The following is a 24379-nucleotide window of genomic DNA, read 5'->3' as shown; positions in this document are numbered from 1 at the left end:
GAACCAGCCCGGTTCGACCCTTCAACGCCTCAGGGAGGCCACCATGATCGTCATCGGAATCCTCGTCGGTGCCGTCTCCGTCGTCGGAATCGCCAAGACCCTTCGTCTCGTCTCGAACGATGGTTACGGCCACGTGCCGGAGCGCACCTACCCGCACATGTTCAGCATCCGCTGACACCTGCACCACCACCAGGCCCTCCCGACGCAGGTCGTGAGGGCCTTGTCGCGTCCTGGGCCGTTCACCGGGCTACCGTCGGGGCCATGACGACGACCGGCTTCGACCTCGACATGACGCTGATCGACTCCAGGCCGGGCATCAAGGCGGTCTACGACGAGATCGTGACCGAGTCCGGGTTCGCGATCGACACCGATCTGGTCATCTCCCGCCTGGGGCCGCCGCTGGAGTGGGAGCTCACCAACTGGATCCCGGAGGCGGAGGTCGCCCGCTGGGCGGACCGCTACCGCGACCTCTACCCGCAGATCGCGCTCGACCTGGTCGAGCCGCTCCCCGGGGCGCACGAGGCGCTCGCCGCTGCCGGACGCCTGGGCCGCACGATCGTCATCACCGCCAAGCACGGCCCCAACGCCCGGCTGCACCTCGAACGTCTCGGCCTGGAGGTCGACGAGGTCTTCGGCCAGGCCTGGCGCGAGGGCAAGGCTGACGTGTTGCGGGCCGAGGGCGCCACGACATACGTGGGTGACCACGTGCACGACATGGACGCCGCGGGACTCGCCGGGGCCGCAGGCATCGGCGTGACCACCGGACCGTGCACCGCGGACGAGCTGCGGGCCGCGGGAGCGGGCCTCGTCCTGCCGTCCCTGGAGGATCTGGCCCAGCACCTCGTGTGACGGGGTCGACAGCGGCGTTTCGGCGATTGACTTGTCTTTCGTGCCCTACCGGGCGGATACTTAAGTTACTTCCCAGTAGCAAGCTGCGGCCTGCAGCGCGTACCCCCTGAAGGAATGCTGGCATGAGCCATTACAAGAGCAACCTCCGCGACGTCGAGTTCAACCTCTTCGAGCTCTTCGACCGCGGCAGCGTCTACGGCACCGGCGTCTTCGAGGAGATCGACCAGGACACGGCGTCGAGCATCCTCGGCGAGGTCGAGCGGCTCGCCTCGACCGCCCTGGCCGCGTCCTTCGACGATGCCGACCGCAACCCCCCGGTCTACGACCCGGAGGCCAAGACGGTCACGATGAACCCGGCGTTCGCCAAGTCGTACCAGGCCTGGATGGACGCCGAGTGGTGGCGCATCCAGATCCCCGAGGAGCTCGGCGGCCAGCGCGGCCCGGCCTCCCTGATCTGGTCGAGCTCGGAGTTCGTGCTCGGTGCCAACCCGGCGATCTGGATGTACGCCTGCGGCCCCGCGTTCGCGCGCATCGTCTTCGAGAACGGCATCGAGCGCGACAAGAAGATCGCCCAGCACATCGTCGACCGCCGCTGGGGCGCCACGATGGTGCTGACCGAGCCCGACGCGGGCTCCGACGTCGGCGCCGGCCGCACCAAGGCGTTCCCCAACGAGGACGGCTCCTGGAACATCGAGGGCGTCAAGCGCTTCATCACCTCGGCCGAGCACGACCTGGCCGAGAACATCATGCACCTCGTCCTCGCCCGCCCCCAGGGCGTCGAGGGAGTCGGCGGACCCGGCACCAAGGGCCTGAGCCTGTTCCTGGTCCCCAAGTTCCACTTCGACCACGAGACCGGTGAGCTGACCGGCGAGCGCAACGGCGCGTACGTCACGAATGTCGAGAAGAAGATGGGCATCAAGGTGTCCACGACGTGCGAGGTCACCTTCGGCGACGGCGCACCCGCGCAGGGCTGGCTCCTCGGCGAGGTGCACGACGGCATCAACCAGATGTTCCGCGTGATCGAGAACGCGCGCATGTTCGTCGGCGCCAAGGCCATCGCGACCCTGTCGACCGGCTACCTCAACGCGCTCGACTACGCCAAGGAGCGCGTGCAGGGCGCCGACCTCACGCGTGCGTCCGACAAGACCGCGCCGCGCGTCACGATCACCCACCACCCCGACGTCCGTCGCTCGCTGCTGATGCAGAAGTCGTTCGCCGAGGGCCTGCGCTCGCTGATGATCTACGCCGCGACGTTCCAGGACGAGGTCATGCAGAAGACCGCGGACGGTGAGGACGCCTCGCTGCCCGAGGCCATCAACGATCTGCTGCTGCCCCTCGTCAAGGGCTATGGCTCGGAGCGCTCGTGGACCCTGCTCGGCACCGAGTCGCTGCAGACGTACGGCGGATCGGGCTTCCTGCAGGACTACCCGATCGAGCAGTACGTCCGTGACGCCAAGATCGACACCCTCTACGAGGGCACCACGGCGATCCAGGGCCAGGACCTGTTCTTCCGCAAGATCGTGCGCAACAAGGGCCAGGCACTCGGCCACCTGTCCGCCGAGATCGAGGCCTTCATCAAGAGCGAGGCCGGCAACGGTCGCCTCAAGGTCGAGCGCGAGCTGCTCGCGAAGGGCCTCGAGGACGCGCAGGCCATCATCGGCGCGGTGTTCACCGACCTGATGTCGGCCAACCCGGCCGACGAGAAGGGCGACATCGCCAACATCTACAAGGTCGGGCTCAACACGACCCGCCTGGTGTACGTGCTGGGCGACCTCGTCGTCGCGTGGCTGCTGCTCCGCGGCGCCGACGTGGCGCTGACCAAGCTCGACGGCGAGGTGTCGGCGTCCGACAAGTCCTTCTACGAGGGCAAGGTCGCGGCCGCCTCGTTCTTCGCCCGCAACGTCCTGCCGCTACTGGCCGGCGAGCGCGCGATCGCCGAGAACATCGACAGCTCGATCATGGAGCTGGACGAAGCAGTGTTCTGATCGGAACCGTCTGATCGGACCCGTCGAGGCCCCGCACGCCGTCAGGTGTGCGGGGCCTCGACCGTCTCATCCGTACGTCTTGCGGTGCTCGGCCCTGAGACGCTGATATCTCTCGTCGGCGGCCGCGGCGTCCCAGGCCCGCTTGAAGATCTGCGCCGACTCGGCCTTGACCGGGTCCTCCTCGTCCGGCGGCAGCTCACGCCGACCGTGGGCGCCGCTGCGACCCTTCTGGTCGGCCGGGACGGGCCCGTCGTACTTCCTGCCGCCGCGGTGGCGGGCATAGCGTCGGGACCGGGTGTAGCCCATCTGCAGGTACTTGCGCGCCATGTCCGCGCCCACGAAGTCACCCGCCTCGAGGTAGTCGCGGAACGCCTGAAGGATCGCCTCACTGCTGGTCGTCGCCACGTCGGGCGTCGCGAAGCGCCACAGCGGCAGCAGCTCGGACGCGTAGGGCTGCACGCCGAACACGCCCTGTTCCCCGCGTCCCACGCGGTACGCCTCGGGGTGGGCGCGGTGGTCGATCTCCTGGCTCACGGAGCCGTGCGTACCCCCCGCGATCGTCCTCACCCCGCGTCGACGTGCCCGATCGGGGTACGAGGTTGGTCGACGAGAGGACAGCTCATGACCGAGCCACTGCAGGAGCCGCAGCCCGAGCCCGACACCGAGGCCAAGCCCGGCGTCAACGATCCGGTGCCCGAGGGGACCGGCTCCGACGAGCCGATCACCCCGCTCTAGGCGACACCCACCCCGCGACGCGCGGCCCGCACCCGCACGTGTGGGAAAGTTGGCGCGTGAGACTGACCAACCCGCTCTGGTATCTCGCGGCCTTCCTCCTCGCGATCGGGAGCACGATGGCGGCAACGGCAGTGGCCGCCAGCGCCTTCGACAGCGTGCGCGAGGCGAAGCTGACCCCGGTGAGCGAGCTGGCCGACGCGAAGGGCAGCACGCTCGCAGTCTTCAGCAACGATCCCGACCGCGGTGCGATCGCGTGCCACGGCCGCGACCGGGCGAAGGAACGGGTCGAGATCCCCGACAAGGACGTCGGTGTGACCAACCGGGCCGCAGGCGAGACCTGGTACCTCATCGCGATGCTCGAGGACGGCCGCGACGGCCTGCGCATCGTGTGCCGGCCCGAGAGCGACCGCCCCGACACCGCGGGATATGCGTTCGCCGGCGTCACGACGTACGCCGGCACCGTCAACAACGGCAAGGGGATCGCGATCCTCGGTGTCTCGGCGGGCGCCCTCCTCGGTGCGTACGTCTTCTGGTCGCGCCGGGCCGCGCGTCGCGACCGCCGGCTGCTCGACACTGCGACGACGTCCTCCCGGCAGTAGCCTGTGCGGCGTGACCTGGAGCGCCGACGACATCCCTGACCTGTCCGGGCGGCGCGCCGTCATCACGGGAGTGACCGGGGGCCTCGGCCTCCACACCGCACTCGGCCTCGCCCGCAAGGGCGCCGAGCTCGTGGTCACCGCACGCGATGAGACCAAGGCGAGCGCGGTCGTCGACCGCATTCGCCGCGACGTGCCCCGGGTCCGCATCGACGTCGTCGCGCTGGACCTGGCCGATCTCGCGGACGCGAAGCGGGCCGCTGCCGAGGTCGCGGGCACGTACGACCGCATCGACGTCCTGGTCAACAACGCCGGCATCATGATCCCGCCCAGGAGCGAGACCAAGGACGGCTTCGAGCTGCAGATCGGCACGAACCACCTCGGCCACTTCGCCTGGACCGCCGGCCTGTGGCCGGTCCTCGACGCGAGCGACGCCCGGGTCGTGACGGTCTCCTCGATGGCCCACACGTCGGTCGGCGGCATCGACCTGACGTCGCTGACGCCCGCCGGCAGCCCACGCCGCTACCGCCGCTGGCAGTCCTATGCCGAGTCCAAGCTGGCCAACCTGCTGTTCGCGGTCGAGCTCGACCGCCGGGCGAAGGCGGCGGGCAGCGGGGTCGTGAGCGTCGCGGCGCACCCCGGCTACGCCGCGACCAACCTCACCAAGACCGGGCCGTCGGTCCGCGGGGTGTCGCTGCCGGGCGTCGGCATCCACCAGGTCAGCAAGATCATCGGCCAGCCCGCGTCGCACGGGGCCTGGCCCCTGTTGATGGCCGCGACCGATCCGAGCCTGACCGGTGGTGAGTACGTCGGACCCGGCAGCCTCGGTGGCATGCGCGGCCGGCCCAAGCTGGTGGGGATGTCGCGGGCCGCGCGCGACGAGAGCCTGGCGGACGACCTGTGGGCGGCCTCCGAGGCCGCAACCGGCGTCGAGCTCAAGGTCTGAGCCCGGTCGCGGCCTCGGCCGTCACAGCATGGCCGTCAGCACCCCGCCGTCGGCCCGCAGCGCGGCTCCGTTGGTCGCCGACGCGAGCGGGCTGGCCAGGTACGTCGCGAGGTGGGCGATCTCGGCCGGGTCGATGAACCGCTGCAGCAGCGATGTCTGGTTGCCACTCGCGATGGCGTCCTTCAGCACCTCGACCGGCACACCTTGCTGCTGCGCGAGCTGCTCGACCGCCCGGGCGACGCCGTCGGAGTACGTCGGCCCGCCGAGGATCGTGTTGACCGTGACCTCGGTGCCCCGGGTGAGCTTGGCCAGGCCGTTGGCGAGCGCGATCGTGCCCGCCTTGGTGACGCCGTAGTGGACCATGTCGGCCGGGACGTTCACGCCCGACTCGCTGCCGACGAAGATGATCCGGCCCCAGCCCCGGTCGAGCATGCCGCCGAGCACGTGCCGCGACAACCGGACGCCGCTCATGACGTTGATCTCGAAGTACCGGTGCCACTCCTGGTCCGGGACGTCCGCGAAGGGCGCGAGGTCGAACAGGCCCACGTTGTTGACCAGGACGTCGACGTCGCCCAGCGCCTCGAGCAGGCCTCCGACCTGCTCGGCGTCGGCGAAGTCGGCGGCGATCCCGGAGACGGCCGCGGCCGGGAACGCCGCCCGCAGACGGGCCACCGCCGATCGGACCCGTTCGTCGTCGCGTCCGTTGACCACGACCGATGCACCCTCGGCGAGGAGGGCCTCCGCGATCGCGTACCCGATGCCCTGGGTCGAGCCGCTCACGAAGGCGGTCCTCCCGGTCAGCTGCAGATCCATGCTCGTCATCCTTTTCACTTGATCAGTCAAGTGAACGGTACGAGAGATGACTTTCCTGATCAAGTCAACTGTCGTACGGTGGGGTCATGTCACACCCCGAGAGCCCGGCCGACCTCAGCGGCGAGGACCTCGAGGCGTGGTCCGCACTGGCCACCGTCCTCGAGTGGCTGCCGGCGGCGCTGGACGCCCAGCTGCAGCGCGATGCCGGCCTGACGCACTTCGAGTACGGGCTGCTGTACGCGCTGGCCCAGTCACCCGAGCAGACGCTGCGCATGAGCGTCCTGGCCGGCTACGCCAACAGCTCGCTGTCCCGCCTCTCGCGTGCCGCGTCACGGCTGGAGACGAGGGGCTGGCTGCGGCGCACCCCCGATCCCGCCGACGGTCGCTACACGCTGGCGATCCTCACCGACCGGGGACGCCGCACGGTCGACGACGCGGCCCCGGGCCACGTCGCCACGGTCCGCCGGCTGGTGCTCGACCCGCTGACCCGGGCGCAGGTGGAGCAGCTGCGGGAGATCAGCCGACGCATCACCGGCACGATCCGCGACGACGGCGGGTGGCGCCCGCCGTCGTCCACGTCCTGACCTACAGCGGCGTGCGGCCGTACGCGCCGGGGTCCTCGGCCATGACCTTGGCCCGGGTGCGCACGCGGTAGCGCCAGATCTGCGTGATGCCGACCGCCCACAGGACGTACTGGAACGACATCGCCCAGCGGAAGGCCTCGGGCGTGTAGGACGTCCCGCCGCCCGGCGTGCGCCAGTCGAGGATCAGGCCGATCGCGATCACCAGCACGAGGCTCGCGATGAAGCCGCCCTGGTTGATGATCCCCGTGGCGCTGGACATGCGCTCGATCGGGTTGGACGTGCGCCCGACGTCGAAGCCGATCATCGAGGCGGGGCCACCGACCCCGGTCACGAGGACCAGGACGACCAGCAGCCAGGCGGGCGCGGTGCCCGGCCAGCAGAGCACGATCGTCCACACCGCGACGATCGAGCCGATGATCGACAGGACGAAGGTCGAGCGGTGCCACGGGTGACGCCCGATGGCCCAGCCGAGGAGCGGGCCCGCGGCCATCATGGCGACCACCATCAGCGTCAGCAGGAGACCTGCGAAGCCCTTGGACGTGTGCTCGCCGCGCACGAAGAACGGATAGCCCCACAGCAGGCCCAACGTCGTCGCGCTGAACTGGGTCGAGAAGTGGATCCAGAAGCCGAGGCGGGTGCCGGGCTGCGCCCACGACGCGCCGAGGCTGCTGCGGATCTGCACGAACGACAGTGCCGGACCCTGGGTGGAGCGGGCGTCCGGCCGGTCGCGGACCACGATCGCGAGGGCGATCGACAACACGATGCCGATCGAGGCCGCCAGCAGGTACGCCTTCGTCCAGCCGAGGTGGCTGAGCGCCGCAGTCATGGGCACCGCGGCGATGATCGCCCCGAGCTGCCCGATCATGCCGGTCAGCTGGGTGATCAGGGGGATGCGCCGCGGGGCGAACCAGGTGTTGACCAGGCGCAGGACACAGATGAACGTCATCGCGTCCCCGATGCCGACGAACACGCGGGCGACGAGCGCGAGGGCGTAGGTGTCGGCGAACGCGAAGCCGGCCTGCGCGACGGTCAGGGTGATCGCGCCGGTCAGCAGCACCCGGCGCGGACCGAACCGATCGACCAGCAGGCCGACCGGGATCTGCATCGCCGCATAGACCAGCAGCTGCAGCATCGTGAACGTCGCGAGCTGCGACGCCACGATGCCGAACCGGTCGGTCGCGGCAAGACCGGCGACCGCGAGGGACGAGCGGTGGAACACCGCGAGCACGTAGACGAGGAGGGCCACGACCCAGATGGCGTACGCCCCGCGGTGGCGCGTCTCGGTCGCTTGGCTCACCGGTCGAGTTTAGTCCTCGCCGACCAGGCCGCATTCGCGGAGTCCTGCACGCTTCCGCGGGCGGATTCGGTGCAGGACCCCGCAAATCTGGGCGGGGTTGGGCGGGGCGGGGTGGGGCGGGCTAGTGGGTGAGCGCCATGGCCGGGTCGCGGAGGATTCCCGCGACGTCGGCCAGGAAGCGCGAGCCCTGCTCGCCGTCGACCACGCGGTGGTCGAAGCTCAGCGCGAGGGTCGTGACCCAGCGCGGCACGATCTGGTCGTTCTCGTCGACCCACGGCCGCCGCTCGATCGCTCCGAGCGCCAGGATGCCGGACTCCCCCGGGTTGAGGATCGGGGTGCCCGCGTCGACGCCGAAGACGCCGATGTTGGTCAGCGAGAACGTGCCACCGGCCATCTGGGCGGGCTGGGTGCGCCCGGCCCGTGCGGTGGCAGTCAGCTCACCCAGCGCCTTCGCGAGCTCGACGAGCGACATCGAGTCGGCGCCGACGATGTTGGGGACCACCAGTCCGCGGTCGGTCGCGGCGGCGATGCCGAGGTTGACCGACTTCTTGATCACGATCTCCTGGGCGTCCTCGTCCCACCGGGCGTTGAGCTGCGGGGTCGTGCGCAGGGCGAGGCAGATCGCCTTGGCCGCGATGAGCGTCGGTGAGACCTTGAGGCCCTCGAAAGATCTGCTCGCACGCAGCGTCGCGACGAGCTCGACCGTGCGCGAGACGTCGAGCGTGACCCACTCGGTCACGTGCGGGGCCGTGAACGCCGAGCGCACCATCGCCTCGGCGGTCCACTTGCGGACACCCTTGATCGGGATCCGCTCGTCGCCCTCGGACGTCGTCTGCCGTGGAGCGTCGACCACCTGCGCGAGACCAGGGGCCGGGGCGGAGTCGGCGTGCGCGTGCACGTCCGCGCGGGTGATGACCCCGTTGGCCGTGCGGATCTCGGCCAGGTCGATGCCGAGGTCCTTCGCGAGCTTGCGGACCGGCGGCTTGGCCAGGGGACGCGGCGCCTTCTGCGCCTGCAGCGCCGGCGCCACAGGCGGAGGGGGCGCCTTCTGGGTGACCTTCTCGGTGTCGACCGACGACACCCGGGCAGGTGCCGCAGCGGCGGGCACCCGGCGACGACGGACCGGGACGTCCGTGCGCGGGCCGTAGCCGACGAGCATCGCCTGGCGCTCGGGTGCCTGCGGCGACGGGTCAGGACCACCGACCGGATCCACCTCGGGGACGGACTCGTCGGGCTCGGGCTCCGGGGTCCCGGCCCCGGGCCCACCGATCGAGATGATCGGCGTGCCGACGTGGACGGTGTCGCCCTCGGCCACCATGAGGGCGTGGACCTCCCCGGCGTACGGGCTGGGCAGCTCGACGATCGACTTGGCGGTCTCGATCTCGACCACGATGTCGTTGATGTCGATCGTGTCGCCCACCGCGACGCACCACCGCACGATCTCGGCCTCGGTCAGCCCCTCGCCGACGTCCGGCAGCTTGAACTCGTTCATGGGTGTCTCCCTCTCAGTACGCGCGAGCGCGGTCGACGGCGTCCAGGATGCGATCGAGCCCCGGCAGGAACTCCTCCTCGACCCGGCTGGGCGGATAGGGCAGGTCGTAGCCCGTCACCCGCTGCACGGGCGCCTCCAGCGAGTAGAAGCACTCCTCGGTGATGCGCGACGCGATCTCGGCACCGAGCCCGAGCGTGCGCTGCGCCTCGTGGACGACGACCGCGTGCCCCGTGCGGCGCACCGACTCGAGCACGGGGCCCAGGTCGAGGGGAGACAGCGTCCGCAGGTCGATGACCTCGAGGTCGAGGCCTTCCTCCGCCGCGGCGGCAGCCGACTCGAGGCACGTCTTGACCATCGGGCCGTACGCGATGAGGGTCGCGTCGGCGCCGGACCGCACGACCCGGGACGTGAGGAGCGGGAGCTCGGTCGAGGCCGTGTCGACCTGGCCCGACTCCCAGTAGCGCCGCTTGGGCTCCATGAAGACGACCGGGTCGTCGGACTCGATCGCCTGCTGGATCATCCAGTGGGCGTCGTGCGGGTCCGCGCACGAGACCACCTTGAGCCCTGAGGTCAGCGCGAACTGCGCCTCCGGGCTGTCGGAGTGGTGCTCGACCGCGCCGATGCCGCCGCCGAACGGGATCCGGATCACGATCGGCATCGGCACCCGCCCGCCGCTGCGGAAGTGCATCCGCGCGACCTGGCTGACGATCTGGTCGTACGCGGGGTAGACGAAGCCGTCGAACTGGATCTCCACGACCGGGCGGAAACCGCGGAACGTCATCCCGATCGCGGTGCCGAGGATCGCCGACTCCGCGAGGGGCGTGTCCATGACCCGGCCCTCACCGAAGTCCTTCTGCAGCCCCTCGGTCACGCGGAACACGCCGCCGAGGCGGCCGACGTCCTCGCCCATCACGATGACCTTGGGGTCCTTGTCCATCGCGGCGCGCAGGCCCGTGTTGAGCGCCTTCACCATCGTCATCTTCTCGGTCATGCGACGCTCCCCTCCAACGAGTCGCGCCAGGCGACGTACTCGGCCTTCTGCTGCTCGGTCTCGGGGGTCGTGTCGACGTGGACGTGGTCGAACAGCGCCGCGAGATCGGGCTCGGGGATGTTCTGGCACGCCTCGCGCAGGTGCACCCCGAGCGCGTCGGCCTCGGCCTGGACGCCGTCGAACCAGTCCTGCGACACGCCCTCGGCGGCCAGGTACAGGCGCACCCGCTCGATCGGGTCCTTGGCCCGCCAGCCGTCCGCCTCCGCGGCCTCGCGGTAGCGGGTCGGGTCGTCGGACGTGGTGTGCGGACCCATGCGGTAGGTCACGGCCTCGATCAGGGTCGGGCCCTGACCGTCGCGCGCCCGCTGCAGCGCCGCGGTGGTCACGGCGTGGCACGCAAGCACGTCGTTGCCGTCGACGCGTACGCCCGGCAGGCCGAAGCCGTCCGCGCGCTGGACGATCGGCACCCGGGTCTGGCGCTCCAGCGGCACCGAGATCGCGTAGTGGTTGTTCTGGCAGAAGAACACGACCGGCGCCTGGTGCACCGCGGCCCAGTCGAGGGCCTCGTTGAAGTCGCCCTGGCTCGTCGCACCGTCGCCGAGGTACGCGATCGAGGCCGCATCGCGCTCGGGGTCGCCGGTGCCGACGAGTCCCTCGATCGTGAGCGCCATCGCGTAGCCGGTCGCGTGCAGGGTCTGCGCGCCGATGATGATGTTGGGCAGCGCGACGTTGTGGTCAGCGGGATCCCAGCCGCCGAGGCTCGACCCGCGGAAGATGCTCAGCAGGTGGACCGGGTCCTCGCCGCGGCACAGCACCACGCCGTGATCGCGATAGGTCGGGAACGCGAAGTCCTGCGCGCGGAGCGCACGCGCCGAGCCGACCTGGGCGGCCTCCTGGCCGAGGGCCGGCGGCCACAGGCCGAGCTCGCCGTGGCGCTGGAGTGCGAACGCCTCGGTGTCGAGGCGGCGGGTCATCACCAGGTCGCGGAAGAGGTCCTGGATGTCGGCGAGCGAGCCGTCATAGGCGTGCTCGGGGCTCGTGGTGCGGACACCCTCGGGGGTCAGCAGCTGGACGAGCGGGCTGTCGGCGACAGCGTGGACGGACGGGTCGGACATGCGTCTCCCTCAATCACCCGGGAGGCGGGGTCCCCGCTCCGGAGTCGAAGTCTGCGCGGCCCGTCCGTCGTCACAGGGTGGTGGACGGCGTCAGGGACGCACGAACGTGACAGGCGTCACGCTCACGACCCACCGTAGCGGTCCGGGGGGCCCAGATCCACCCGAACGCCCCTCAGGAGATGCCGCGCGCCGACCGCCAGGCACCGGCCAGCTCGATGAGCTGGGCGTTGACCGCGGGGGTGCCGACGCTGATGCGTACGCCCTCACCCGCGAACGGCCGCACCGACACCGGGTCGCACGCGGTCGCGAAGTCCAGCGCGTGCTCCCCCAGCGGCAGCCAGACGAAGTTGGCCTCGGTCCGCGGCACGTCCCAGCCCTGGGCGCGCAGCGCCTCGACCATCGCGCCGCGCTCGCGCACGATCGCGGCGACCCGCTCGTCGAGTGCGTCCTGGGCGTCGAGGGACGCGAGCGCCGCCGCCTGGGCGACGTCGGTCACCGTGAACGGCGCCGTCGCCTTGCGGATCGACTCCGCGACCTCGGGGCGGGCGATCGCGTAGCCGACCCGCAGGCCCGCGAGGCCGTACGCCTTGGAGAACGTCCGCAGGACCACCACGTTGTCGTGCCCGGCCAGGGCGTCCAGGCCCTTCGCGGCGTCCGGGTCGCCGACGAACTCGACGTACGCCTCGTCGACGACGACCAGCACGTGATCGGGAACCCGGTCGAGGAAGCGCTCCAGCTCGTCCGCCGTGACGACCGGTCCGGTCGGGTTGTTGGGGGTGCAGACCAGGACAACCTTGGTGCGCTCGGTGACCGCGTCGGCCATCGCGTCGAGGTCGTGGGTCGCGTCGGCGCGCAGGGGGACGCGCACGGTCGTGGCGCCGGTCAGGTCGACCGCGATCGGGTAGGCCTCGAACGAGCGCCACGCGTAGACGATCTCGTCGCCGGCCTCCAGGTGCGCGGTCAGCAGCGAGAACAGCACCGCGACCGATCCGGTGCCGGCCGCGAAGTGCTCCTCGGACAGGCCGAGGCGCTCGGACAGGGCGCCGTAGAGCGCCGTCATGCCCGCGTCGGGATAGCGGTTCATCCGGCCGAGCTCCGCAGCCGCGCGCTCCATGACCCCCGGCAGCGGAGCGTACGGGTTCTCGTTGCTGGAGAGCTTGTGCTCCTCGGTCAGCGCGGGCTTCCCGGCGCGGTAGAGGGGGATCCCGTCGAGGGCCTTGCGAGGACGTGGTGCTGGCATGCAGCCCAACGTAGTCCTGACCGGTCCGGCTGACAGAATCATGCGCGTGCCAGCCCGCAACCCGCGCCTCGGGTACGCCCTCGTGATCGTCGCGGCGGTCCTGTTCGGCATCAACGGCGGCGTCTCGCGCGTCGCGATGGGGTCGGGGCTGGGCCCCGAAGGGTTCACGACGCTGCGGATCACCGGCGCGACGGCCGTGTTCGTCGCGTACGCCGCATGCTTCAGACGGACCGCGCTGCGCCGGCCGCGAGGCTCCGCGCTGATCGTGGTGATCGCGCTCGGCCTCGTGGGGGTCACCGGGCTGCAGCTGACCTACAACGTCGCGATCGACCGGCTTCCGCTGGGCATCGCTCTGCTGATCGAGTACCTCGCGCCCGTGCTCGTGGTGCTGTGGGTCCGGTTCGTCCGCAAGGAGCACGTGCGCCCGCGGATGTGGGGCGCGGTCGCGCTGTCCGTCGTCGGGCTCGCGGTGGTCGGACAGGTGTGGAACGGCATCAAGCTGGACGCCCTCGGCGTGTTCATGGCCCTGCTCGCGGCGGTCTGCTTCGCGGCGTACTTCCTGATCGGTGAGCACAACGTCGGCTTCGACGACCCGCTGCGCGTCATCCTGTGGGCGTTCGTCGTGGCGACCGTCGCGATGAACTTGATCCAGCCCATCTGGACGACACCGGACCTGCCGGGCAGCACGTCGATGCTGGGCCGGCTCGAGGAGCACGCGGTCAACCCGTGGCTCGTGGTCGGCGTCGTCATCGTGATGGGCACGGTCCTGCCGTTCTTCCTGGAGATGATCGCGCTGCAGCACCTGCCGGCCACCGTCGTGACCGTCGTGGCGATGCTCGAGCCCGTCATCGCGAACGTCCTCGGCTGGGCGTGGTTCCGCGAGTCCCTCAACCCCGTGCAGCTGGTCGGCGCCGCGGCGGTGCTGGCCGGCATCGTCCTGGCCCAGACGTCCCGCCGGACCGAGCTGACGATCCCGGCACCCTGAATCGCTCCCGCATCTTGGCGTCCGGAGGTGCGACAATCGACGGCATGGAGCGTTTCATCTCGACCTGGTTCGTCAGCGCCGTGGCCCTGTGCGTCGCGGCGTGGCTGCTCGGTGAGCACATGAACATCGGCGACTCCGCCGATGGGACGGGTCCCCGCGTGCTCACGGTGCTGGTGGTCGCCTTGGTGTTCACGGTCGTCACCGCGATCGTCGGACCCGTCGTCAAGCTGCTCTCCCTGCCGTTCATCATCGTCACCCTGGGGCTCGCGCTGCTGGTGATCAACGCACTGCTGCTGCTCCTGACCGAGAAGATCGCCGAGGCGTTCGACGTCTCGTTCCATGTCGACGGCTTCTGGTGGGCCGTGCTGGCCTCGATCGTCATCTCGCTCAGCCAGACGATCGTCAACGCGTTCGTGAACCCGCCGCGGCGGGAAGTCCGCGTCTTCCGCGGCTGATCGGTGACCTATCGCATCGCCGTGGTCTGCCTCGGCAACATCTGCCGCTCGCCCATCGCCCACGTGGTCCTGGAGGACCGTCTGGCCGCGGCCGGTCTCGACCACCGCGTCGAGGTCGTGTCGTCCGGCACCGGAGACTGGCACGTCGGCCAGCCCATGGACCCGCGAGCCGCCGCGGTGCTGCGCGACGCCGGCTACGACCCGTCGCGCCACCGCGCGAGGACGTTCGACGTCGACTGGTACGCCGAGAACGACCTGCTGCTGGCCATGGACCACACCAACCGCGCCGACATGCTCGATCTCGCGCCGACCGTGGCCCAGCAGTCCCAGGTGCACCTGTTCCGCGAGTTCGACCCCGAGGCCTCAGAGGACGATGACGAGGTGCCGGACCCGTGGTACGGCGGCGACGAGGGCTTCGCGCTCGTCCTGGCGATGATCGAGCGCACGAGCGACGAGCTGGTCAGGCGCCTCCCCGATCTGATCACCCCCTGACGGTGGCCCCCGGGCGAGGGACCGCGACCCGGTAACGTCGGAGGCATGGCACGCATGGCAGGAACCGCCGCACGAGCCGAGGCCCTCCTCGGTCTCGGCGTCGTCTCGACGACGCCTGTGGCCGGCGGCGACATCTGCACCGCGACCCGTCTGCGACTGACCGACGGTCACGGCGCGATCATCAAGACCCGTCCCCACGCCCCCCAGGGCTTCTTCGCCCGCGAGGCCGAGGGGCTGCAGTGGCTCGCCGAGGCCGGTGGCGCGAAGGTGCCCCGCGTGCTCGCGGTCGCGGACGACTGCCTGGTCGTGGACTGGATCGAGCCCGGCAAGCCGACCACCGAGCTCGCGGAGCGGTTCGGGCGCGATCTCGCGACGACCCATCGCGCCGGCGCCGACGCATTCGGCGCCGCCAAGGACGGCTTCATCGGCCTGGCGCCGCTGCCCAACCGCACCCTGCCGACGTGGCCGGAGTTCTTCGCCTCCCGCCGGGTCATGCCCTACGTCCGGGCCGCGGTCGACCGGCGGGCGCTGACGCCCGAGGAGGCCGCCACGATCGAGACCGCGATGCGACGCATCCACGATCTCGCCGGGCCCGCCGAGCCGCCGGCCCGCATCCACGGCGATCTCTGGTCGGGCAATCTCGTCTGGGGCTCCGACGGCGACGTCTGGATCATCGACCCCGCTGCGCACGGCGGTCACCGCGAGAGCGATCTCGCGATGCTGTCGTTGTTCGGCGCCCCGCACCTGCAGCGCATCCTCGACGCGTACGCCGAGGCGTACCCGCTCGCCGACGGCTGGCACGACCGCCTGCCGCTGCACCAGCTGCACCCGCTGCTCGTCCACGCGGTGCTGTTCGGCGGCACCTACGGTGCCCGGGCGGCCGCTGCTGCGCAGGCTGTGCTGTCGGCCTGATCATGGATCGCCGGGATCTCAGGACTCCCTCAGGCACTGCGGGCAGACTGTCACCCATGCGCATCCTTGTCGTCGACGACGACCGCGCCGTGCGCGACTCGCTGCGCCGGTCGCTCGAGTTCAACGGCTACACGGTCGACCTCGCATCCGACGGGGCCGAGGCCCTGGCCCGGGTGCCCCAGATCAACCCCGACGCCATCGTCATGGACGTCATGATGCCCCGCCTCGACGGCCTCGAGGCGACGCGCGCGCTGCGCAATGCGGGCAACGACGTGCCGATCCTGGTGCTCACGGCCCGCGACGCGGTCTCGGACCGCGTCGACGGGCTCGACGCGGGCGCCGACGACTACCTGACCAAGCCGTTCGCCCTCGAGGAGCTGCTCGCCCGCATCCGCTCGCTGCTGCGCCGCTCGTCCCGTGCGGCCGCGGTCGAGCCCGACGAGGAGCCCTTGACGTTCGGCGACCTGTCGCTCGACCCGGTCACCCGTGACGTGACCCGGGGCGGCCGGCCGCTGTCGTTGACGCGCACCGAGTTCGCGCTGCTCGAGCTGTTCCTGCAGCGTCCGCGGCGTGTGCTGGAGCGCTCGTTCATCCTCGAGGAGGTCTGGGGCTTCGACTTCCCCACCACCGCCAACTCGCTCGAGGTGTACGTCGGCTACGTCCGGCGCAAGCTCGAGGCGGAGGGCGAGCCCCGCCTGCTCCACACCGTGCGGGGCGTCGGGTACGTCCTGCGCGAGACCCCGCCGTGATCGAGAGCGTCCATCGCGTCCTGCAGAAGATGACCGGGCGCATGACGCTCGCGCTCCGCGTCGCGATGCTCACCACGATGGCGGTCGCGGCGGTGCTGGGCCTCGTGAGCGCACTGGTCTACGTCGTGGTGCGCGCCGAGTTCGAGAGCTCGCTGGACGAGTCGATGCTGCGCCGCGCCGACGCGGCTGTCAACGCCGGCATCGCCCGGACCGCGATCTCGCGGGGCCTGCCCGCCCAGCTGCAGGAGATCGCGGACGTGCAGATCTTCATCGTCAAGGGCGGCCAGCTGTTCGCGAGCGACGACAACTCCGCGGACCGGGTCGTCCCCTTCAAGAGCTATCGCGAGGTCGAGGTCTCGGTCGGTCAGACCTCCCAGTCCATGCGGACCGTCCGGATCGACGGGGCCCCCTACCGGGTCGTCGCGGTGCGGGCCGGCACCGGCACGGCCCTCGTGGTGGCCCAGTCGATGGAGTCGATCGACCGCGCGCTGGAGCGGCTCAAGCTCATCCTCCTGCTGTCCAGCACCGCCGGGGTGGCGATCGCCGGCCTCGCGGGCTGGGCCGTCGCGACCAACGGCCTGCGACCCGTGCGGCGGCTCACCGCGGCGACCGAGCGCGTCGCGCGGACGTCCGAGCTCGAGCCGATCGAGGTCACCGGCCATGACGAGCTCGCCCGCCTGACGACGTCGTTCAACGCGATGCTCCAGGCGCTCGACGCCTCGCAGGAGCGTCAGCGTCAGCTCGTCGCCGACGCGGGGCACGAGCTGCGCACGCCCCTGACCAGCCTGCGCACCAACATCGAGCTGATCGGCCAGGCCGCGGACAGCAGCGATCGGCAGCTCAGCGCCGAGCAGCGCCACGAGATCATGGACGACGTGCGCGCGCAGCTCGAGGAGCTGACCACGCTCGTCGGCGACCTCGTCGAGCTGGCCCGTGACGAGCCGATGTCGCGGGCGCCCGAGCCGCTCGACCTGGCCGACGTCGTCCGTCAGGCCGTCGAGCGCGTACGCCTGCGGGCGCACGACGTGCAGCTCGACGTCGACCTGCGCTCCTGGATGGTCATGGGCGAGCCGCAGCTGCTCGAGCGGGCCGTCACCAACCTGCTCGACAACGCGGCCAAGTGGAGCCCGCCCGCGGGACGGATCCGCGTCCGTCTCGACGGCGGGGTGCTGACGATCGCGGACGAGGGACCGGGCATCAGCGCCGAGGACCTCCCGCACATCTTCGACCGCTTCTACCGCTCGAGCGAGGCGCGTACGCTGCCCGGCTCCGGCCTGGGGCTCTCGATCGTCAAGCGGGCCGCGGAGCGTCACGGGGGGACCGTCGAGGTTTCGTCCCCGCCCGAAGGGGGCACCGTCTTCACGCTCACCCTGCCCGAGACCGCGGCAGACGACTGACCTCCGAGGTTCTTGCCTCGCTCACACTCCGCTCTCAGAACATCCTCAGCGATAGGCGAGAATCTATGTCCATGACCGATTCGAACGATCCGTTCGCCGCCAAGCCGTACGTGCCGCCGGCGGACCGCGACAACAACCCCCACACCGCTGATCCCGAGGCGCAGTCACCGCAGCCCGCGGCCCCGGAGGGAACGACGTCGGACCCGGTTTCCTCCGAGCCCCCCGCGCCCCCCGCACCGTCGGGCCAGGAGCCCACGATCGTGTCCCAGGAGCCGCTGTACTCCGCCCCGCAGGACGATCCCCCGCCTGCGGCGGACGACCACACGCACCGCTACGAGAGCATGGCGTCGGATCCCCAGCCCGCCCAGGGCTCGTACTCGCCCGGCCCCACGGGCCAGCAGGGCTACCCGCAGGGCCAGCAGGGCTATGAGCACACCGCGCCCCTGCCTCCCTTCGCCGGTGACAACGGCGGCAACGCCGGCACCGGGAACGGCGCCGGCACCACGGGCTCCACGCCACCGCCGAAGAAGAAGAACCGGACCGGCCGCGCACTGGCCGGTGCGCTCGCCCTGATCGTGCTGGCCGGCGGCGCCGGATTCGGCGGCGCGTACGTGTACGACCAGACCAACGACGACGGCGACAGCAACGGCAGCACGATCAGCTCGCTGGACAGCGGCAGCTCCGCCACCGACACCAAGGTCGCCTCCGGCACGGTCACCGCCGTGGCCGAGAAGGTGCTGCCGTCGGTCGTGCAGATCAACGTCAAGGGCCAGCAGGAGTCCGGCTCCGGCACAGGCATCATCATCAGCAACGACGGCAACATTTTGACCAACAACCACGTCGTCGACGTCGCCGGCAACGGCGGCACCATCACGGTCGCGTTCAACGACGGCAGCAACGCCAAGGCCGAGATCGTCGGCACGGACCCCAAGACCGATCTCGCCGTGATCAAGGCCGAGGGCAAGACCGACCTGGAGCCGGCAACGCTCGGCAACTCCGCCGATCTGGTGGTGGGCCAGGAGGTCATCGCGATCGGCTCGCCGTTCGGGCTGGAGAGCACCGTGACCCAGGGCATCATCTCGGCCCTCAACCGTCCGGTGTCGTCCTCGGACGGCAGCGCCACCGGCACGCCCACGACGTTCCCGGCGGTCCAGACCGACGCCGCGATCAACCCGGGCAACTCCGGCGGTCCGCTCGTCGACCTCCAGGGCAAGGTCATCGCGATCAACTCCGCGATCCGCTCCGGCGGCTCGACGTCCGGTGAGGCCGGATCGATCGGCCTCGGGTTCGCGATCCCGATCGACCTGGCCAAGAACGTCGCCAAGCAGCTGCTGGACGGCAAGAAGGTGCAGCACGCCCAGATCGGCGTCAGCGTCGACAACTTCCTCGGCGAGGACGGCATCACCGGCGTCGGCGCCCAGGTCCAGAGCGTGACCGCGGGCGGTGCCGCGGAGAAGGCCGGCATCAAGAAGGGCGATGTCATCACCGCGGTCAACGGCAAGCTGATCCCGAGCTCCGAGGCGCTCGTCGCGGCGGTCCGCGGCTTCAACCCCGGCGAGAAGATCACGCTGACGTACACCCGTGACGGCAAGAAGGCCGAGACCGACGTGACCCTCGGGTCCGACGGCGGCAAGACCGAGTAACGGTCCCCCTCGAACGGCCCCGGCACTCGTCCCCCGACGAGTGCCGGGGCCGTTCGTTCTCGTCAGAGGTCGTGACTAGCGTGGGGCCATGACGACCGACCGCGATCTCTCGCTGCCCGCCATGCTGGTGACGGTGCTGCTGTGGGCCTCGGCGTTCGTCGCGATCCGCGCGGTGGGCGACACCTACTCCCCCGGATCCCTGACGCTGGGTCGTCTCGTCGTCGGCGCGATCGTCCTGGTCGCCCTCGCTCGACCCACCGCGGCCACGCTTCCGCGCGGCCGGGTCCTCGGCCTCGTCGCGGTGTACGGGCTCACGTGGTCGGTCGGCTACAACATCGCGCTCAACGCGGCCGAGCGCGATCTCGACGCCGGCACGACGGCCCTGATCGTCAACATCGCCCCGGCGCTGATCGCCCTGCTGGCCGGGGTCATCTTCAAGGAGGGCTTCCCCCGGCCCCTCGTGATCGGCATGCTGGTCGCGTTCGCCGGGGTCGCACTCATCGCGGTCAGCACCGACCGCGGCGCGGGCGAGGCCCCCGGCGCGTCGACCATGGGCGTCGTGCTGTGCGTCGTCGCGGCCTTGTTCTACGCCACCGGGGCGCTCGTGCAGAAGCCCACTCTCGCGTTCATGAGCCCCGTGATGTGCGTGTGGCTCGGCTGCACGATCGGTGCCGTGGCCTGCCTGCCGTTCGCTCCCACCCTGATCGACGAGGTGTCGACCGCCTCGGTGCAGGACCTGCTCTGGCTGGTCTACCTCGGCGCGTTCCCGACGGCGATCGGCTTCAGCACCTGGTCCTACGCATTGCAGCGGATCTCCACGGGCCAGGCGGCCTCGACGACCTATCTCGTGCCGGCCGTCGCGACCCTGATCTCCTGGGCGGTCCTCGACGAGGTGCCGGCCGCGCTCGCATTCGTCGGAGGGGCGCTGTGCCTGGTCGGCGTCGCGATCACCCGGTACCGCCCGCGAGGAGCTCGCCCACCAGCGACGAACGGGGCGACGGCTCGTCGATGAGCTCATGCACCAGGCGCTCGGCCCGGTCCTCGCCGAGACCGGCGCCGAGCAGGTTGGCGCGCGCCTTGGCCAGCACCGCGGCGGCGTCGACGGGCCGGCCGGCCCCACCGATCACGTCGTCGACCGACGACTCGACCACCCGACCATCGGTCAGGGTCACCTCGATCCGCGCGGGGAACCTGGCCGGGAAGCCGGAGTCCTCCCACACCTCGTAGGAGATGCGGGTCGACAGGTCCAGGCGCTCACCGCCCACCGGCGTGTCGAACAGGTCGAGGTCGACCCGTCCGTCGACCGCGCGGCCCGCCAGGACGTACGGCAGGCTCCAGCGGGCGTCGTGCGGCGTGCGCGGCGTCTGCCGGTCGGCCCACGGCTCGGCGATGACCGGCACCGCACCCCGGGGGACGTGGCAGTGGATGCCGGCGATCTCCCCGGCCTCGATCCCCGCGTCCAGCACGAGTCCGAGCGCCTCGACGAAGGGGTGGATGAAGTGACAGCAGGGGATCAGCTTGAAGGCGGCGTCGGTCAGGTGCCAGCGGTCGCCGAGGGTCGTGAGCTCGTCGCGCAGCCGATCGGGTGCTCCCGGGTCGTCGGCGTAGAGCTGGAAGAAGCCACGCTCCCCCTCGAGCACCCGCGACGGGCCGGTCATCCCGGCCCGGGCGAGCTCGGCCGCCCACAGCCCCGAGTGCGCCGCCCAGGCGGGCTGCCCGGCCTTGACCGTGCTGCCCTCCTCGAGGAAGGCGAAGGTGCCACCGGGCTGGCTGCCCGCGATGCCCAGCGCGTTCACCGCGAGGTCCGGCTCGTCGCCGTGCAGCAGCGACGACACGAGCGCCGCGGCGAACGGTCCCGCCGTCGACGTGGTCTGGAAGCCGCGGGCCTGCAGCGTTCCCGGGCTCGCCTGGCCCATGCGGATGAGGATCTCCCACGCGATCGCGTACGCCGACAGCATCGCGGCCCCGTCGGCGCCCGTCTCCTGCGCGACCGCGAGGGCGGCCGGTGCGAGGGTCGCGCTGCCGTGCATCACGGACGCGACGTGCGTGTCGTCGAACTCGAGGGAGTGGATGTAGGAGCCGTTGACCAGCGCCGCCACGGGCGCGGGCGCCGTGCCGGTCACGCCCAGCACGCTCGATCGGCCGCCTGCGTGCACTCCACCGGCCAGCCGCGAGAAGCCCTTCAGCGGACCACGCCGGGCGCCGAGCGCCCCGACACCGAGGGCGTCGAGCAGGTGAAGTCGCGCGGAGCCGAGCACCTCGTCCGGCACCGCGCCGTGCAGCGCTTGCGCGCGGGCCACGAGGTCTGCCGTCAGGCTCACCCCGGTCATCGCTGCCACGCCTCGGCGAGCACGACGCTCCACGGCTCGCCGTCCAGCTCCCGCGTGGCGACCACGCGGTGGGCGACGGATGCGAGCCTCGGCGCCGCCGACGTGAGCTGGGTGATCTTGTCGAGCACCTGGTCCTCCTCGAGTGGTCGGTCCGGCCCGCCGACCGCGCTCAGGACCTGGGCCTCGAGCGACGTCGCGGACTCGTCGGTGAGCGTCACCGTGAGACGGGCAGGACGATCGTGCGGGGCGGCCGGCAGCGGCTCGAACGGCGCGAGGCGCACCCGCTGACGCAGGCTCGCGACCGCAGGATCGTCGAGCAGCTCCTCGCCGAACGTCGCCGGGTCGGTCCGGCCCGTGACGAGCACCGCGGCCACGACGTGCGGCAGGGAGAACTTCCCGGCCAGGGTCGTCGTCGGCTGCCGGTTGTCGAGCGAGTATGCGAGCGGGTGGGTCGAGACGACGACCTCGGCGATCTCGTCGACCGAGCGTCCCTCGAGCGGACCCTGTGCCAGCTCGAGCGCCGCCTCGAGGGCCGAGTGCGTGTACTGACAGGCCGCGTAGACCTTGTGGTAGCCGTCCAGGATCGCCCACGACCCGTGCGGTCCCGCGAGCTCGAGGTCGTCGGCCGCCTGGCCGTAGCCGGCCGCGAACACGTCGACCGGCCCTGTGGGCTCGCCCCCGAGACCCGCCGAGGCGAGGTCGGAGGCGAGGAAGCCGAGCACCGCGCCCGCTCCGGCCCACGCGTTGCGGACCAGTGCGCCCGAGACCGCGTGGCTGAACGGACCCGACATCGACAGGGTCGCGGCCACGTCGACCGCCTGCATCACGCGCGCGGCCGACCCCGTGCGCAGCCAGGTCACCGCGGCTGCGGCACCGATGGGCGACAGCGTCGCGTGCGGGTGCAGCACGAGCGGTCGGGGGGCGGGGAAGGCGCGGGCGAACGCCGTGACGACCTCATAGCCCACCACGACCGCGGCCAGGACCTCCTCGAGCGTACGACCCGTGGCCTCCGCCTCGGCGATGACCGCGGGCACAGTGTAGAGACCGCCGTGGCAGGTCGCGGGACGATAGCCCTCGTCGAGCTCGTCCCACCCCGCTGCGGCGGCGTTGACCGCGGCGACCTTGTCGCGCGGACCCCTGCTCCCGAGCGCCGTCATCGACTCGCCCGGCGCGATCGGCGACGCGAACGACTGGGCGAGGGCGATGACCTCGGCGTGGGACGCGCCGACGTGCATCGCCGCGAGGTCGTCCATCAGGACGAGGGCGGCCTTGCGGCGCAGCGCGTCGTCGGCCAGCAGCGACCCGGGGGTGACACCCTCGATGCGGGCGGCGAGGCGTTCTCGCCAGGCGGTCCAGTCGGCGGGCACGCCCGTCACGGCTGCACCGTCGCGGCGATCCCCGCGAGCCGGCCCAGCCCGACCGCCGTCAGGAGCCCGTTGCCCGAGGAGTAGCCACGACCGCCGTGCTGGCCGCTGACCCCGGCGGCCACGCCGCCCACGGCGAACAGGCCGGGCACCGGCGAGCCGCCGTCACGCAGCACGCGCCCGTCGACGTCGATGTCGAGACCGCCCTGGGTGTGGAAGAGGCCCGGCGACACCCGTGACGCGACGTACGGCGCCGTCAGCGGCGCGAGGCCGAAGTCGGTCCGGCCGTGGACGTCCGGCTGCTCGCCGCGGGCCGCTGCCGCGTAGTCGTCCAGCGTCGAGCGCAGCGCATCGGCGTCGACGCCGATGAGCGAGGCCAGCTCCTCGAGCGTCGCGCACTCCTTGGCGCCACCCATCTCGACGAGCTCGGCGAACTCGTCCTCACGCAGCGTGATGTCGCGGATGCGCGTGTCGTAGACCGCCCAGATCGGCGCCGTGCCCTTGACGACCTCGGCCGCGAACCCGGAGTAGCCGACGATCTCGTCGCCCAGCCGCACGCCGCGCGAGTCGACGATGACGCCGCCCTTCTCCTGCGTCGTCCACGACAGGATCGAGCCGTGGGGGTATGCGACTGCGGCATAGCCCTGGAACGCCCCCTGGTTGCGCAGGCGTCCGCCCAGCTCGAGGCCCCACTCGATGGCCTCGCCGGTCGAGCCGTGCGCGCCGAAGTACTCCAGGCCCGCGAGCTCGGGGGCCCACTGGGCCACGAGCTCGCGGTTGGCCGCGTAGCCGTTGGCGGCCAGGATCACCGCGTGCGCACGGATCGTGTAGCGCTCGGTGCGCTCGCCCTCGACGACCACGCCGCGCACGACGCCGTCCTCGACGAGCAGCTCGGTGACCGGGTTGCCGGTCACGACGTCGACGCCCGCGCGTCCACAGGCAGCCACGAGGTCGTTCGTCAGGTCGATCCCGCGGCGCGAACGAGGCGCGTGCAGCCGGGTGACCGAGTGGCCCACGTGCTTGTAGTCCGTGATCAGCGCGAGCCCGATCTGGTGGTCGTCCACGAGCCACTCGACGAGCTCGGCCGACGTCTCGGCCAGCCGGCGCGTCAGGTGCTCGGCCTCGTGCGGCCCGCTCTGCCGCAGCAGGTCGGCGGTCATGCGCTCGGGATCGTCCTCGACCCCCGCCTCGCGCTGGAAGCGCGAGCCGGCGGCGGGGATCGACCCGGTCGACAAGGCGGTGTTGCCACCGGGAGCATCGAGCTTCTCCAGCACGACGACCGAGGCGCCGGCGTCGGACGCCGCCAGGGCGGCAGCAAGGCCGCCTCCTCCGGCTCCGACGACGATGACGTCGACGTCGACTTCTGGGGTGGACTGCTGCGTGCTCATGGTGATTCCTTCCGCCGCCGG

Annotated in this window: 24 protein-coding genes; 14 read left to right on the top strand and 10 right to left on the bottom strand. The window is 71.4% G+C overall.

All coding sequences use genetic code 11. The annotated features are described in order from the left end of the window. Nucleotides 1-43 precede the first annotated feature (43 nt). From GEV27_RS17965 to GEV27_RS01420, 3 genes are all read left to right on the top strand, one after another. The gene (locus GEV27_RS17965; RefSeq protein ID WP_255489016.1) at nt 44-175 is read left to right on the top strand and encodes a hypothetical protein; all 132 of its coding nucleotides are present in this window, start codon (nt 44-46) and stop codon (nt 173-175) included. Between the two features lie 86 nt (nt 176-261). Continuing rightward, nucleotides 262-849, top strand: coding sequence for an HAD family hydrolase (locus GEV27_RS01425; protein WP_153654731.1), 588 nt, complete (start codon nt 262-264; stop codon nt 847-849). 122 nt (nt 850-971) lie between these two features. Next, a complete protein-coding gene (locus GEV27_RS01420; RefSeq protein ID WP_153933280.1) occupies nt 972-2834 on the top strand; it encodes an acyl-CoA dehydrogenase in 1863 nt (620 codons plus the stop codon). 66 nt (nt 2835-2900) lie between these two features. Here GEV27_RS01420 and GEV27_RS01415 read toward each other — a convergent pair whose 3' ends face one another. Next, on the bottom strand, nt 2901-3368 hold the full coding sequence (locus GEV27_RS01415; protein ID WP_309221966.1) for a DUF4385 domain-containing protein: 468 nt from the start codon (nt 3366-3368) through the stop codon (nt 2901-2903). Between the two features lie 257 nt (nt 3369-3625). Between GEV27_RS01415 and GEV27_RS17625 the strand changes: the two genes are divergently transcribed. Together GEV27_RS17625 and GEV27_RS01410 are read left to right on the top strand one after the other, a co-directional pair. Further along, a complete protein-coding gene (locus GEV27_RS17625; protein ID WP_228765133.1) occupies nt 3626-4168 on the top strand; it encodes a hypothetical protein in 543 nt (180 codons plus the stop codon). A gap of 10 nt (nt 4169-4178) precedes the next feature. Then, entirely contained in the window at nt 4179-5111 is a 933-nt protein-coding gene (locus GEV27_RS01410) for an oxidoreductase (protein WP_153654734.1), read from the top strand. Between the two features lie 21 nt (nt 5112-5132). Here GEV27_RS01410 and GEV27_RS01405 read toward each other — a convergent pair whose 3' ends face one another. Continuing rightward, a complete protein-coding gene (locus GEV27_RS01405) occupies nt 5133-5924 on the bottom strand; it encodes an SDR family NAD(P)-dependent oxidoreductase (protein WP_153933278.1) in 792 nt (263 codons plus the stop codon). 86 nt (nt 5925-6010) lie between these two features. Here GEV27_RS01405 and GEV27_RS01400 point away from each other — a divergent pair, with 86 nt between their 5' ends. Continuing rightward, nucleotides 6011-6508: a MarR family winged helix-turn-helix transcriptional regulator gene (locus GEV27_RS01400; RefSeq protein ID WP_153933277.1), complete on the top strand. Its 498-nt coding sequence runs from the start codon at nt 6011-6013 to the stop codon at nt 6506-6508. A gap of 1 nt (nt 6509) precedes the next feature. Here the strand turns inward: GEV27_RS01400 and GEV27_RS01395 are convergent, their stop codons facing one another. The 5 genes from GEV27_RS01395 to hisC form a co-directional block, all read right to left on the bottom strand. Then, nucleotides 6510-7805 (bottom strand): nitrate/nitrite transporter, encoded by a 1296-nt coding sequence (locus GEV27_RS01395; protein ID WP_243838811.1) that lies wholly within the window; start codon nt 7803-7805, stop codon nt 6510-6512. Nucleotides 7806-7926: 121 nt separating this feature from the next. Then, a complete protein-coding gene (locus GEV27_RS01390) occupies nt 7927-9297 on the bottom strand; it encodes a dihydrolipoamide acetyltransferase family protein (RefSeq protein ID WP_153933276.1) in 1371 nt (456 codons plus the stop codon). A 13-nt stretch (nt 9298-9310) separates the two neighbouring features. Next, nucleotides 9311-10288 carry an alpha-ketoacid dehydrogenase subunit beta gene (locus GEV27_RS01385; protein ID WP_153933275.1) on the bottom strand — a complete coding sequence of 326 codons (978 nt, stop codon included), beginning with the start codon at nt 10286-10288 and terminating at the stop codon, nt 9311-9313. Beyond that, nucleotides 10285-11403: a pyruvate dehydrogenase (acetyl-transferring) E1 component subunit alpha gene (pdhA, locus tag GEV27_RS01380; RefSeq protein ID WP_153933274.1), complete on the bottom strand. Its 1119-nt coding sequence runs from the start codon at nt 11401-11403 to the stop codon at nt 10285-10287. Before pdhA ends, GEV27_RS01385 begins: the two co-directional genes overlap by 4 nt. A 172-nt stretch (nt 11404-11575) precedes the next feature. Then, complete coding sequence (gene hisC / locus GEV27_RS01375) at nt 11576-12643, bottom strand: histidinol-phosphate transaminase (RefSeq protein ID WP_153933273.1); 1068 nt, start codon at nt 12641-12643, stop codon at nt 11576-11578. Between the two features lie 46 nt (nt 12644-12689). Between hisC and GEV27_RS01370 the strand changes: the two genes are divergently transcribed. The 8 genes from GEV27_RS01370 (at nt 12690) to GEV27_RS01335 (ending at nt 20288) form a co-directional block, all read left to right on the top strand. Next, the gene (locus tag GEV27_RS01370) at nt 12690-13628 is read left to right on the top strand and encodes a DMT family transporter (protein ID WP_194944101.1); all 939 of its coding nucleotides are present in this window, start codon (nt 12690-12692) and stop codon (nt 13626-13628) included. Nucleotides 13629-13672: 44 nt separating this feature from the next. Then, complete coding sequence (locus GEV27_RS01365; protein ID WP_153909822.1) at nt 13673-14083, top strand: phage holin family protein; 411 nt, start codon at nt 13673-13675, stop codon at nt 14081-14083. A gap of 3 nt (nt 14084-14086) precedes the next feature. After that, nucleotides 14087-14575 carry a low molecular weight protein-tyrosine-phosphatase gene (locus tag GEV27_RS01360; protein WP_309221965.1) on the top strand — a complete coding sequence of 163 codons (489 nt, stop codon included), beginning with the start codon at nt 14087-14089 and terminating at the stop codon, nt 14573-14575. A 45-nt stretch (nt 14576-14620) separates the two neighbouring features. After that, entirely contained in the window at nt 14621-15487 is an 867-nt protein-coding gene (locus GEV27_RS01355) for a fructosamine kinase family protein (RefSeq protein ID WP_153654744.1), read from the top strand. A gap of 56 nt (nt 15488-15543) precedes the next feature. After that, nucleotides 15544-16236 carry a response regulator transcription factor gene (locus GEV27_RS01350; protein ID WP_153654745.1) on the top strand — a complete coding sequence of 231 codons (693 nt, stop codon included), beginning with the start codon at nt 15544-15546 and terminating at the stop codon, nt 16234-16236. After that, nucleotides 16233-17633 (top strand): HAMP domain-containing sensor histidine kinase, encoded by a 1401-nt coding sequence (locus tag GEV27_RS01345; protein WP_243838812.1) that lies wholly within the window; start codon nt 16233-16235, stop codon nt 17631-17633. The genes GEV27_RS01350 and GEV27_RS01345 overlap by 4 nt, the downstream gene beginning before the upstream one ends. Before the next feature lie 71 nt (nt 17634-17704). Then, a complete protein-coding gene (locus tag GEV27_RS01340; protein ID WP_194944100.1) occupies nt 17705-19276 on the top strand; it encodes a S1C family serine protease in 1572 nt (523 codons plus the stop codon). Nucleotides 19277-19364: 88 nt separating this feature from the next. Then, entirely contained in the window at nt 19365-20288 is a 924-nt protein-coding gene (locus GEV27_RS01335) for a DMT family transporter (RefSeq protein WP_153933270.1), read from the top strand. Here the strand turns inward: GEV27_RS01335 and GEV27_RS01330 are convergent. From GEV27_RS01330 to GEV27_RS01320, 3 genes are read right to left on the bottom strand one after another with little or no spacing between them, the layout of a single operon-like run. Further along, the gene (locus tag GEV27_RS01330; RefSeq protein ID WP_153933269.1) at nt 20224-21606 is read right to left on the bottom strand and encodes an MmgE/PrpD family protein; all 1383 of its coding nucleotides are present in this window, start codon (nt 21604-21606) and stop codon (nt 20224-20226) included. The genes GEV27_RS01335 and GEV27_RS01330 overlap by 65 nt on opposite strands. After that, on the bottom strand, nt 21603-22982 hold the full coding sequence (locus GEV27_RS18175) for an MmgE/PrpD family protein (RefSeq protein WP_153933268.1): 1380 nt from the start codon (nt 22980-22982) through the stop codon (nt 21603-21605). Before GEV27_RS18175 ends, GEV27_RS01330 begins: the two co-directional genes overlap by 4 nt. Then, nucleotides 22979-24358, bottom strand: coding sequence for an FAD-dependent oxidoreductase (locus tag GEV27_RS01320; protein ID WP_153933267.1), 1380 nt, complete (start codon nt 24356-24358; stop codon nt 22979-22981). The genes GEV27_RS18175 and GEV27_RS01320 overlap by 4 nt, the downstream gene beginning before the upstream one ends. Nucleotides 24359-24379 lie beyond the last annotated feature (21 nt).

The organism is Aeromicrobium sp. S22 (genome assembly GCF_009661045.1).
Classification (GTDB): Bacteria; Actinomycetota; Actinomycetes; order Propionibacteriales; family Nocardioidaceae; genus Aeromicrobium; species Aeromicrobium yanjiei.
Note: the sequence above shows the minus strand (reverse complement) of the source record. Positions and strands in the feature narration are given on the sequence as shown.